The 10,614-nt window shown below is 66.7% G+C and carries 13 protein-coding genes; 1 reads left to right on the top strand and 12 read right to left on the bottom strand.

The window, feature by feature from the left end; all coding sequences use genetic code 11:
- Positions 1 to 237 precede the first annotated feature (237 nt).
- The 8 genes from yacG to QM712_RS20155 all read right to left on the bottom strand — a co-directional run bounded on the left by yacG (position 238) and on the right by QM712_RS20155 (position 6,034).
- Positions 238 to 420 carry a DNA gyrase inhibitor YacG gene (gene yacG / locus QM712_RS20190; protein ID WP_415024891.1) on the bottom strand — a complete coding sequence of 61 codons (183 nt, stop codon included), beginning with the start codon at positions 418 to 420 and terminating at the stop codon, positions 238 to 240.
- 158 nt (positions 421 to 578) lie between these two features.
- The gene (locus tag QM712_RS20185; RefSeq protein WP_415024890.1) at positions 579 to 1,208 is read right to left on the bottom strand and encodes a Maf-like protein; all 630 of its coding nucleotides are present in this window, start codon (positions 1,206 to 1,208) and stop codon (positions 579 to 581) included.
- Positions 1,209 to 1,365: 157 nt separating this feature from the next.
- Positions 1,366 to 1,833, bottom strand: a complete 468-nt coding sequence (locus QM712_RS20180; RefSeq protein ID WP_415024889.1) for a low molecular weight phosphatase family protein — start codon at positions 1,831 to 1,833, stop codon at positions 1,366 to 1,368.
- 71 nt (positions 1,834 to 1,904) lie between these two features.
- A complete protein-coding gene (locus QM712_RS20175) occupies positions 1,905 to 2,402 on the bottom strand; it encodes a UPF0262 family protein (RefSeq protein ID WP_212298552.1) in 498 nt (165 codons plus the stop codon).
- Positions 2,399 to 3,694 (bottom strand): histidinol dehydrogenase, encoded by a 1,296-nt coding sequence (hisD, locus tag QM712_RS20170; RefSeq protein WP_415024888.1) that lies wholly within the window; start codon positions 3,692 to 3,694, stop codon positions 2,399 to 2,401. The genes QM712_RS20175 and hisD overlap by 4 nt, the downstream gene beginning before the upstream one ends.
- A gap of 185 nt (positions 3,695 to 3,879) precedes the next feature.
- Complete coding sequence (locus tag QM712_RS20165) at positions 3,880 to 4,329, bottom strand: DUF2948 family protein (protein WP_415024887.1); 450 nt, start codon at positions 4,327 to 4,329, stop codon at positions 3,880 to 3,882.
- An 80-nt stretch (positions 4,330 to 4,409) separates the two neighbouring features.
- On the bottom strand, positions 4,410 to 5,069 hold the full coding sequence (locus QM712_RS20160) for an NAD-dependent epimerase/dehydratase family protein (protein WP_415024886.1): 660 nt from the start codon (positions 5,067 to 5,069) through the stop codon (positions 4,410 to 4,412).
- Between the two features lie 26 nt (positions 5,070 to 5,095).
- Positions 5,096 to 6,034 carry an SDR family oxidoreductase gene (locus tag QM712_RS20155; RefSeq protein WP_415024885.1) on the bottom strand — a complete coding sequence of 313 codons (939 nt, stop codon included), beginning with the start codon at positions 6,032 to 6,034 and terminating at the stop codon, positions 5,096 to 5,098.
- Between the two features lie 126 nt (positions 6,035 to 6,160).
- On the opposite strand from QM712_RS20155, the gene QM712_RS20150 reads away from it, so the two are divergent.
- Positions 6,161 to 6,763 (top strand): TetR/AcrR family transcriptional regulator, encoded by a 603-nt coding sequence (locus QM712_RS20150; RefSeq protein ID WP_415024896.1) that lies wholly within the window; start codon positions 6,161 to 6,163, stop codon positions 6,761 to 6,763.
- Between the two features lie 12 nt (positions 6,764 to 6,775).
- On the opposite strand, the gene QM712_RS20145 is transcribed toward QM712_RS20150, so the two are convergent.
- The 4 genes from QM712_RS20145 to QM712_RS20130 all read right to left on the bottom strand — a co-directional run bounded on the left by QM712_RS20145 (position 6,776) and on the right by QM712_RS20130 (position 10,597).
- A complete protein-coding gene (locus tag QM712_RS20145; protein ID WP_415024884.1) occupies positions 6,776 to 7,600 on the bottom strand; it encodes an alpha/beta fold hydrolase in 825 nt (274 codons plus the stop codon).
- 135 nt (positions 7,601 to 7,735) lie between these two features.
- Positions 7,736 to 8,245 carry a hypothetical protein gene (locus QM712_RS20140; protein ID WP_415024883.1) on the bottom strand — a complete coding sequence of 170 codons (510 nt, stop codon included), beginning with the start codon at positions 8,243 to 8,245 and terminating at the stop codon, positions 7,736 to 7,738.
- Between the two features lie 191 nt (positions 8,246 to 8,436).
- The gene (locus tag QM712_RS20135) at positions 8,437 to 8,745 is read right to left on the bottom strand and encodes an EthD family reductase (RefSeq protein WP_415024882.1); all 309 of its coding nucleotides are present in this window, start codon (positions 8,743 to 8,745) and stop codon (positions 8,437 to 8,439) included.
- Positions 8,746 to 8,890: 145 nt separating this feature from the next.
- Positions 8,891 to 10,597, bottom strand: a complete 1,707-nt coding sequence (locus tag QM712_RS20130; RefSeq protein ID WP_415024881.1) for an FAD-dependent oxidoreductase — start codon at positions 10,595 to 10,597, stop codon at positions 8,891 to 8,893.
- Between the last annotated feature and the right edge of the window lie 17 nt (positions 10,598 to 10,614).

Below are 10,614 nucleotides of genomic sequence, written 5' to 3'. Positions count from 1 at the left end.
CACCGACACTGCGATTTTCAGTCGCATGCTCTACCAACTGAGCTACCTGGGCGTGCCGAGCGAAGGACCCAAGGCCCATCGAGCGGGCGGTTTATAGTGGGCTCGGAGCAGCCTGTCCACCCGGCTTCGCCAAGAGGCTTCGCCGGGAGCGGCCCGGCTGTGCACAAGGTGCGGGAGGCTTGCTGCGGCTGGCGCGCGGCCCGCCGAACATTTCGGCAAGCAATTGAGACTTAACGACTATTCGACGTCATCGACCCCGTCGTCGCGGCCGGGGATGACGTAGGAGCCCTTCAGCCAGCGGTTCAAGTCGACGTCGCGGCAGCGCGGCGAGCAGAACGGACGGGTGGCGTGCACGGCCGGCTTGCCGCAGATCGGGCAGGTTTTCACGGAACCGGCGGGCTTTTTGACGTGGTCGTCCATGGTCGGGGCAGCTTACACGAGGTTACGGGGTTCAAGAGCCTGTCGGCATGCGGGTTCCTCCGATGGACGCGCAGGCGCCTCCACCGGGTCTGACGCGGCGATCCTACTGTGCATGGGGTTGTTTTCGGGATTTTTGTCGGGCCATGCCCGGGCCGCGCTCAGACGCCGACGGCGTTGAGCCAGCCGAAGCGGATCGGGAAGCCTTCGCCGCCGAGCAGCGTGGTGGTCTCGTAGAGCGGCAGGCCGACGACGTTGGTGTAGGAGCCCACCATCTTGACCACGAAGGAGCCCGCGATGCCCTGCACGGCATAGCCGCCGGCTTTGCCGCGCCACTCGCCGGAGCCGATATAGGCCTGGATGTCGTCCTCCGAGAGGCGCTTGAAGCGGACGCGGGTCTCGACCAGGCGCTGGCGGAAGGCCTCGCGCGGGGTCACCAGGCAGATCGCGGTGTAGACGCGGTGATTGCGTCCCGAGAGCAGCCTCAGGCACTGCGCGGCCTCGTCGACGAGGTTCGCCTTGGGCAGGATCCGCCGGCCGACCGCCACCACGGTGTCGGCGGCGAGGATGAAGGCGCCGCGCAGCTCGTCGTCGAGCTGCACCGATTTCAGCGCCGCGTCGGCCTTGGCCCGCGCCAAGCGATTGGCACAGGCGCGCGGCAGCTCGCCCCGCTTCGGCGTCTCGTCGACGTCGGCCGGACGGAGCGCGTCAGGCTCGATGCCAGCCTGGTTGAGCAGCGACAGGCGTCGCGGCGAACCGGAGGCAAGAACGAATTTGGGGCGGCCGAGCATCAGGTGATTTGCGGGGGCGAAGCAGGGGGTGAATTGCGCGCGGAACCTATCGGAAGGGGGCTGATTTCACAACCCGGGAACCCGAGGTTTGGTGATTCGAGGTGTCCGACATGCGTGTGCCCTCAGTCTGTGACGCGGGTGTTACGGGCGGCGAATGCTACCCGCTCGCCGCGCCCACTTTCGCGAACCGCCTGCGGATGCGCAGCAGGAGCTGGTCGCAGACTTCGCGATAGGCGGCGAGCTTCTGGTCGCGGCTGCCTTCGATCGTGGTGGGATCCTGCGTCGGCCAGTATTCGACGTCGGCGGCGAGCGTGCGGGTCAGTTCCAGCGCCTTGTGGTGTGCCTCTGGCGAGAGCGTGATGATGAGGTCGAAATTCAGCCCCTCCCAATCCTCGAGCTCCTCGAAGGTCTGCGGCTTGTGCGCGGAGATGTCCTGGCCGAGTTCGGCCATCACGGTGACGGCGAACGGATCGAGCTCACCCTTCCTGGCGCCGGCCGACTTCACATAGAGGCCTTGCGGGAACATGTGCTGCAGCAGGCTCTCGGCCATCGGAGAGCGCACGCTGTTCATCGCGCAAGCGAACAGCACCGATTGCGGATCGCGTGCGCGTGGCGGCGCCGCCATCCGGTCTAGCCCCCCATGATGGAGGGCATGGCCTTGCCGGACGATCGCTGCACATTGTTCCGGGCCATGCCCTAGCCCTTCCAGTGCAGAACGGTGATGAGCGTGAACAGACGGCGTGAGGTCTCGAAATCGACCCGCACCTTGCCCTTCAGCCGCTCCTGCAGCGTGCGCGATCCCTCGTCGTGGATGCCGCGACGGCCCATGTCGATGGCCTCGATCTTGTCCGGGGTCGCGGTGCGGATCGCCTGATAGTAGCTGTCGCAGATCATGAAATAGTCCTTCACGATCCGCCGGAACGGCGTCAGCGACAACAGATGCGCGACCACGGGCGTGCCATCTTCGCGGCGGATGTCGAACATCAGGCGATTGCCGCTGATGCCGATATGCAGCGTGAACGGCCCCTTGCCGTCCGCGCCGTCGGGCGCGAACAGGTTCTGCTCGATCAGGTCGTAGATCGCGATGGCGCGCTCATGCTCGATGTCGGGCCCGGAACGGCCGATCGAGTCCTCGTCGAGGGTGACCGCGACGATGCGGTTGGTCGAGTCGTCCTGTTCGGGCGGCTGGGTCATGACAGATTGAGGCGCAATCCAATCGAGCGTGAATGAGCGTCCAGCCCCTCCGCCTTGCCGAGCGTCATCGCGGCGGGGCCGAGCGCGCGGAGCTGGTCGGGGCCGCATTTCAGGATCGAGGTGCGCTTGATGAAGTCGTGCACCGACAGTCCCGAGGAGAATCGCGCCGAACGCGCCGTCGGCAGCACGTGGTTGGAGCCGCCGACGTAATCGCCGATCGCCTCCGGCGTATGCGGGCCGAGGAATACCGCGCCGGCGTTGCGGATCTTCGCGGCGAGCGCGTCGGGATCCGCGGTCATGATTTCGAGATGCTCCGCGGCGATGGCATCGGCGAGCGGGATGGCCTCGCTCAGATTCTTCACCATGATGACGGCACCGAAATCCGCCCAGGAGGCGCGCGCGATCGCCGCGCGCGGCAGCGTCTTCAACTGGGCTTCGACGGCCTTCTCGACGTCGGCGGCGAGGCGCGCGGAATCGGTGATCAGGATCGACTGCGCGCTGGCATCGTGCTCGGCCTGCGCCAGCAGGTCGGCGGCGATCCAGTCGGCGTTGCCGGTGTCGTCGGCGATGACCAGCACCTCGGACGGACCGGCGATCATATCGATGCCGACCTTGCCGAACACCAGCCGCTTGGCGGCGGCGACATAGGCGTTGCCGGGGCCGACGATCTTGGCGACCGGCGCGATCGCCGCGGTGCCGTGGGCGAGCGCGGCCACCGCCTGCGCGCCACCGACGCGGTAGATCTCGGTGACGCCGCCGAGCTGGGCCGCCGCCAGCACCAGCGGATTGAGCTTGCCGTCGGGCGCCGGCACCACCATCACCAGGCGCGAGACGCCGGCCACTTTCGCCGGCACGGCGTTCATCAGCACCGAGGACGGATAGGCCGCGGTGCCGCCGGGCACGTAGAGGCCGACGGATTCGATCGCGGTGTAGCGCCAGCCGAGCTCGACCCCGAGCGGATCGGTGAAGCGCTCGTCCTTCGGGAGCTGGCGCAGATGGTAGGTCTCGATCCGGTCGCGCGCCAGTTTCAGCGCATCGAGCGTCGCGGCATCGCAGACCTTCACGGCGGCATCGATCTCGCCGGCCGAGACGCGCAGGGACGCCGCATCCAGCGTCAGCCGGTCGAACTTGGCGGTGGCCTCGATCAGGGCGGCATCGCCGCGCCGGGCCACGTCGTCGACGATGCCGCGCGCTGTGGCCTCGACGTCGGCCGACACCTCGCGCTTGGCGGCCAGGAAGGCCACGAATCGCTGGTCAAAATCGGCGCTGCTGCGGTCGAGACGAACGGGCATTTTTCGACAGTCTTTTGGCTGGTCCTTGGGGGCGGGCTGGCATCACCAAGCCCCTGCTCAATGGCGCGGCGGGAAAGCGGCGTCAACCCTTGGCCGGCCCGGAGGCTGGGCCCGAGCCCGGGCCGTTCCGCTCCGGCGTGGTCCAGGGTTTCCGCCGGGACGCGATCGCCGCCTGGTATCCCACCTCACCCTTCCCCCTCGATCTCCGCCGCGGTCCCCAATTCGTCGGCCCCGAGGTCGGTCAGCTCGCATTCCAGGCACTCGACGTCGAGGCGGACCGCGGCGCCGTCGGCGAACAGCAGCAGCGCGCTGCCGCCGGGCTCCTCGTCGCGGCCGTCCTGAGGATGAAACTCGATGCCGACGAGGTCCAGCACCTTGTCGGGCACGGCCAGATCGATGTTGCGCGCCTTGCAGGCGAGCACACGGTCGAAGCGAAGGGCTGCGACCCGCCGGCGCGGCTCGGTCCGGCCTTCCAGCGTCTGTTCCCAGTCCAGCCGGCTCATGCCGACCACGAGACGCTTCTCACCCTGCCGCCAGATGATATCGGAGGCCTGGACGCGGGCGTCCTGCACATGGGTGGAGATCACCGCGAGATCGTCGGCATCGAGCGCGATCATCTTGAGCTGGGAGGACATCGCCGACACTTCTCCTTCAGGGGCATCCGGCTCAACGCGGAAGCAAGCCGGAATATCCGGAAAACTAGCGGAGTGGCGGGCTAGAGGCTATTGATGTTCTCCATCTCCAGCACCTTCCTCGAATAGCCCTCCCGGGCGACCCGGATCATGGCGCGGCCGATCTGCTCGGTCGAGGTGACGAGCCTGGGCGCGAGGCGGCGCAGCACCGACCACAACGGCCAGCTCACGTCATAGACCGCCTGCACCCAGGCGGTCTTGGAGCGCGCGCCGTGCAGCGGCTGGATCACGCCGGGCCGGAACATGTAGGCGGCCCTGAACGGCAGCCTGAGCAGATCGTTCTCGGTCTTCCCCTTGACGCGTGCCCACATCAGCGCGCCCTGTTCGGTGGAATCGGTTCCGGCGCCGGTGACGTAGACGAAGGTCATCCGCCGATTGAGCTTCGCCAGCACCGTCGCCGCCGCGAGGGTGATGTCGTGGGTGAAGTGCCGGTAGCGCTCCTCGCTCATGCCGATCGAGGACACGCCGAGGCAGAAGAAGCAGGCATCGAAGCCCGTGAGCCGCGGCTCGATCGCCGAATAGTCCAGGAAGTCGTCGTGGACGATCTCGGTGAGCTTGGCATTGCGAACGCCGGTCGAACTGCGGCCGACCACCAGCACGCGCTCGATGCCGGGATCGATCAGGCATTCGCGCAGCACACCCTGCCCGACCATGCCGGTCGCACCGAAGATGATGACCTGCATCGGAACATCCCTCACGGCGTCGCGGCTCATGCGGCGGCCGCGATCTCGTCGAAGGATACACCGGTCAGGGTCGCCGAGACATCCCACAGCATCGCCGCTGCGGCGAAATCTTTCGCCCGCGACATGATCCTCGCCGGCACCGGCGCTCCCTTCAATTCGTAGAAACCGTTCGGGCCGTAATAGCCGCCGGGCTCCGCAGCCGCCGAGGTCGCCGCGAACAGCGTCGGCAGCGCGCCGTCCGCGGCCGACTGGCTGATGAGAGGCTGCAGCACCCGGCCGACCCGCCACGTGAAGGCGTCGGCGCCGGGGCCATTGGAGATGAGATCGGTCCGCGCATAGCCGGGATGGGCGGCGAGGCTCATGAGGCCCCAGCCGCCGGCGAGGCTGCGGCGCTGCAATTCCAGCGCGAACATCAGCATCGCGAGCTTGGATTGGGAATAGGCACGCCACGGACGATAGGACCGCTTGCCGTCGAGATCGTCGAAATCGATCGCGCCGGAGCGGTGCGCAAGGCTGGACAGATTGACGACGCGCGGGCTGCGCGCGCGGCGGAGCTGCGGCAACAGGCGCGCGGTGAGCGCGTAATGGCCGAGATAGTTGGTGCCGAACTGCATCTCGAAGCCGTCGTCCGTCTGCTGCCGTTTCGGCAGCGCCATCACGCCGGCATTGTTGATCAGGAGGTCGAGCTGCTCGTTGCTGGCGGCAAAGCGCCTGGCGAAATCGGCGACGGAAGCGAGGCTGGCCAGATCCAGATGCTCATAGGCGATCAGCGCGTCGGGAAACCGGCTGCAGATGCCCTCGATCGCCTGCAGGCCCTTTGCGTCGTTGCGCCCGGTGAGTATGACAATGGCTCCGGCGCCGGCCAGCGCCATCGCCGTCTCGTAGCCGAGGCCGCCCGTCGCCCCGGTGACGACGGCTGTCCTGCCGGCAAGGGAGGGAATGTCTGCCGTGGTCCAGTCGGTCATGCCATATCTCCAGGCTGTCGGGGGTGGAAAAGGCCCGCGACGGGTCTAAATGTGCACTCAGTGCAATTTTGCAAGAGGTGAAGGAATTTGAAGGCGTCGAACCAGGCCAGGACACGCGCCAAGCCATTGTCCCCGGGACGTAAATCGCCCGTGGCGCCGGGCTTGCGCCAACGCAAGCGCGAAGCGACGCGCGAGCGGCTGACCCGCGCGGCGATGGCGCTGTTCCTGGAACGCGGCTTCGAGGCCACCACCATCGACGACATCTCGGCCGCGGCCGACATGTCGCGCCGCAGCTTCTTCCACTATTTCGCCTCGAAGGAGGACGTGGTCGCCGCCTGGCAGGAAGACGCGGCGACCGCGCTGGTCGCCGAGATCGTTGCCCGGCCCGCGAGCGAATCCATGCTGACGGCGGCCGAGAATGCCATCGCGACGGCGGTGAAGCGGATCGATCCGGCCGAGGCTGCCGCGATGTCACGGCTCAAGCGCGACAACCCCGCGCTTCAGGCGCGCGACCAGCTCAAATACGAGAAGCTCGAACGCGCGCTCGCCGACGGGCTCGCGCAGCGCTCCGGCCGCAAATCGGAGCGGTCGAAGGCGCGGCTCGTCGCCATGATCGCCACCGGCGCGATGCGCGTCGGCGGCGAAAGCTGGATCGGCGAAGGTGCGCGCGAGAAGCCCGAGGCTTTCGTGAAACGAACGTTCGACGCGATCAGGGCGATATTGAAGTGACGCGCTCGTCCTTCATCCCTTGAAGAACGCCAGCAGGTCCGCGTTGATCGTCGCGGCCTCCGTGGTCGGCATGCCGTGCGGAAAGCCCTTGTAGGTCTTCAGCGTGCCGTTCTTCAGAAGCTTGGCCGACAGCGGCGCGGAATCGGCGTAAGGTACGATCTGGTCGTCGTCGCCATGCATCACGAGAACGGGCACGGTGATCTTCTTGAGATCTTCGGTGAAGTCGGTCTGCGAAAACGCGACGATGCCGTCGTAATGCGCCTTCGCGCCGCCCATCATGCCCTGACGCCACCAGTTCTGAATCACCGCTTCGGACGGCTTCGCGCCCGGACGGTTGTAGCCGTAGAAGGGACCGGCGGCGATATCGCGATAGAAGGCCGAGCGGCCGGCGGCGAGTTGCGCCTGGAAATCGTCGAAGACCTTCTTGGGCAGGCCGCCCGGATTGGCCGCCGTCTGCACCATCAAGGGCGGCACCGCGGAGAGGATGGCGGCCTTCGCCACCCGGCTCTCGCCGTGACGGGCGATGTAGTGCACGACCTCGCCGCCGCCGGTGGAATGACCGACATGGATCGCGCTCTTCAGATCGAGATGCGACGTCACGGCCGCCAGATCGTCCGCATAGTGATCCATGTCATGGCCGTCGGCGACCTGCGCGGAGCGGCCGTGGCCGCGGCGGTCATGGGCGACGACGCGGTAGCCGTGCGTGACAAAGAACATCATCTGCGCGTCCCAGTCGTCGGACGACAGCGGCCAGCCATGGCTGAACACGATCGGCTGGCCCGAGCCCCAGTCCTTGTAGAAGATCTCGACGCCGTCCTTGGTGGTGATCGTTGGCATGGGAGCACTCCTTCAGTGAGAGACGTCAGTCGGGGCCGTCAGACATGACCCCGGAAGCTGGAGAGGATGGCGCGAGCGTCGGGGTCCGACACACGCGCCCCATCCCGTGACGGCGGGAACAGCCGCTGTAATCGATCAGGCAAACGTCGCCGGCCTGAAGCGGCGCCAGGCGCCGATAATCACCAGCACGAAGAACACCAGCACGATGCCCTGCACTGCGCCGAATACAGGGCCCGACGGTGGCGCCGGCGGAACGGCGGGTGCAAGCGTGGCCAGTGCCGGCACCTTCAGGAACGACTGGATGACCAGCACGAAGATGTTGAGATAGAGCGAGACCATCGCGGTCACGACATAGATCGGACGCCAGGCACCCGAGAGCTTCATGCCGTAGAGCGCGATACAGGCGATCGCCAGCAGCACCAGGGACAGAATGCCCACCATGTGCGAGGGCAACAGCTCCTTGAACGGAAACAGGAAGCCGGTGGCGCTGGTCAGGATCGTGAACAGCAGGAAGATCGCGGTAAGGCCCGGCATCGGTTTCGAGCCGAGCAGTCCGAACATCACGATGATGCCGGCGACGATCCCGACCAGACTGATGATGACATGGACCAACGTGAAGGCAGGCAGGCTCAACCCAAGCACCATGGCAACTCTCCCCATTGAGACGAAGCGAATGGTATTACGGTCCTCATTGGATTGCTACATGCGAAGATGGCGACCTGACGCGCATGTGAGGCGCCCGCCGTACCGAACGACGAGCGCCTGCTCGAAAATTTCGCATGACCGTCACAAAACACGGCAGGCTTTCGACGAAAGCCGAAGCCTCCGCCGGCGCGTCAGACCTCGCGCGTGTCGAACATCTGCATCTCGACACCACCGGACGCGAATTTCGGCACGTCGCCCGCGGCCGCCTTGCCTTCCGGCGTGCCGAACGCCTTCTGGATGTCGGCAAGACTGTCGAAGGAGAGCGTCGCGATCAGATGAAATTGCGAGGGCCCCCCGGGCGTGCCGACCGGTCCCTTGCTCACGGTGTACTTCCTGAGGCCGGGAAGTTTCTTTGCGAGCGGGACATGCGTTTCGAAATAATATTTGTCGAAGGCCGCAGCATCCTTGGGCGTCTTGTAGAGCACGACGAGATCAGCCATTTGGTCCTCCCTTGAAGCTTGTTGTGTTTTCGTTCCTCACAGTGAGACGCGCGCGAACGCGCTCCGGGGATGAGGGGATAGTCACGCATGACACGGCAAGATGGCAAGTCACATTGCACTTGCCGTTTGCTTGTCTTGTCCTTGACTAAAGCGCCGGTTTTGCGGCGTCGCCGAGATAGCCGTGCAGGGAGGCCACGACCTGGGCGCCCTCGCCGATGGCGCCGCCGACGCGCTTGACCGAGCCGGAGCGGACATCGCCGACCGCGTAGACGCCGGGCACCGAGGTTTCGAGCGGCGCCACGAGCCGGCCCTGGTTCTGCTCGGACTGCGCGCCGGTGACGACGAAGCCGCCGCGATCCAGCGTCACGCCGCAGCCGTCGAGCCACGCGGTCGCGGGATCGGCGCCGACGAACAGAAAGAGATTGCGGATGTCGGCGGCGTCCTTGTCACTCGACAACCGGCTCTTCCAGTGGACGCGCCGCAGCAGCGAGGCCTCGTCGCCTTCAAGCGCCGTGATCTCGGTGTTGAAGAGCAGTTCGATGTTCGGCGTCGCCTCGATGCGCTCGATGAGATAGCGCGACATGCTGGCGCCGAGGCCGCCGCCGCGGATGATCATCAAAACCTTCCTGGCGTGTCCCGACAGGAACACGGCGGCCTGGCCCGCCGAATTGCCCGCGCCGACCAGCGCCACCTCCTCGCCCGCACAGAGCCGCGCCTCGACGGGGGAGGCCCAGTACCAGACGCCGCGCCCTTCGAATGTCTCGAGATTGTCGATCTGCGGCCGCCGATAGCGCGCGCCGCTCGCGACCACCACCGCGCGCGATCGCAGCGGATCGCCGCCGTCGAGCGCGACCGAAAATGCGCCATCGGTGCGCGTGCAGTCGAGCGACTTCACGGTGACGGGAATCATGATGTCGGCGCCGAATTTCTGCGCCTGGTTGAACGCGCGCGCGGTCAGCGCCTGGCCGGAAATGCCGGTCGGAAAACCCAGATAGTTTTCGATGCGCGCGCTTGCGCCGGCCTGGCCGCCGAAGGCGCGGGTGTCGAGCACCGCGACGGAAAGCCCTTCGGAGGCAGCATACACCGCAGTGGCGAGACCCGCCGGTCCGCAGCCGACGATCGCGACATCGTAGATGCGGTCGTTGCGGGGGCCGCCGATCATGCCGATCGCGCGCGCGACTTCGGTTTCGCTGGGATTGCGCAGCACCTCGCCGCCAGCGGTGACAACCAGCGGCCAGTCCTCGGGCTTGGGCGAATAGCGCGCGATGACTTCGGCGGCGTCGCGATCACCATCGGGATCGAGCAGATGGTGCGGCTGGCCGTTGCGGGTCAGAAAGCTCTGCAGCCGCACCACGCCGGCCGAATGCGAAGGGCCGATCAGCACCAGACCGCCGACGCCGCCCTGGAGCAAATTGACCCTGCGAAGAATCAGCGCGCGCATGATGCGTTCGCCAAGCTCGGCCTCGGCGACCAGCAGCGCGCGCAGGCGCTCCGGCGGCAGCAACAGCGTTTCGACCTCGCCCTCGGCACGACCGTCCACCAGAGCCGGGCGGCCGGAGAGCTGGCTGAGCTCGGCCAGGAATTGCCCCGGCCCCTGGTCGATCAAGGGGGTGACATGACCAAGGCCGTCACGCTGGCTGAGGGCGACATGCCCCTTCAGCACGACGAACATGCCGGGCCCGGGCTTGCCGGTCTCGAACAGGAATTCACCATCGGCGTAGCTGCGAACCTCGCCGAAATGCCGCATCCGCTCGATCTCGGAGGCCGTCAACGTCGGGAATGTCTGTTCGGGCCGCGTGAATTGCGACATCAGCGCGTTCCCCTCGGCTCGTCGCGGATCATCCTGCCCCATCGTCACTCTCACTCTTC

Origin of the sequence: Bradyrhizobium sp. (assembly GCF_047605465.1) — a bacterium.
Classification (GTDB): Bacteria; Pseudomonadota; Alphaproteobacteria; order Rhizobiales; family Xanthobacteraceae; genus Bradyrhizobium.
This window is presented reverse-complemented; position numbering and strand designations above follow the sequence as displayed.

Coding starts and splice junctions, on each gene's coding strand:
- yacG (WP_415024891.1), bottom strand. CDS start 420: ATGGACGACCACGTCAAAAAGCCCGCCGGTTCCGTGAAAACCTGCCCG.
- QM712_RS20185 (WP_415024890.1), bottom strand. CDS start 1,208: ATGCTCGGCCGCCCCAAATTCGTTCTTGCCTCCGGTTCGCCGCGACGC.
- QM712_RS20180 (WP_415024889.1), bottom strand. CDS start 1,833: ATGGCGGCGCCGCCACGCGCACGCGATCCGCAATCGGTGCTGTTCGCT.
- QM712_RS20175 (WP_212298552.1), bottom strand. CDS start 2,402: ATGACCCAGCCGCCCGAACAGGACGACTCGACCAACCGCATCGTCGCG.
- hisD (WP_415024888.1), bottom strand. CDS start 3,694: ATGCCCGTTCGTCTCGACCGCAGCAGCGCCGATTTTGACCAGCGATTC.
- QM712_RS20165 (WP_415024887.1), bottom strand. CDS start 4,329: ATGTCCTCCCAGCTCAAGATGATCGCGCTCGATGCCGACGATCTCGCG.
- QM712_RS20160 (WP_415024886.1), bottom strand. CDS start 5,069: ATGCAGGTCATCATCTTCGGTGCGACCGGCATGGTCGGGCAGGGTGTG.
- QM712_RS20155 (WP_415024885.1), bottom strand. CDS start 6,034: ATGACCGACTGGACCACGGCAGACATTCCCTCCCTTGCCGGCAGGACA.
- QM712_RS20145 (WP_415024884.1), bottom strand. CDS start 7,600: ATGCCAACGATCACCACCAAGGACGGCGTCGAGATCTTCTACAAGGAC.
- QM712_RS20140 (WP_415024883.1), bottom strand. CDS start 8,245: ATGGTGCTTGGGTTGAGCCTGCCTGCCTTCACGTTGGTCCATGTCATC.
- QM712_RS20135 (WP_415024882.1), bottom strand. CDS start 8,745: ATGGCTGATCTCGTCGTGCTCTACAAGACGCCCAAGGATGCTGCGGCC.
- QM712_RS20130 (WP_415024881.1), bottom strand. CDS start 10,597: ATGGGGCAGGATGATCCGCGACGAGCCGAGGGGAACGCGCTGATGTCG.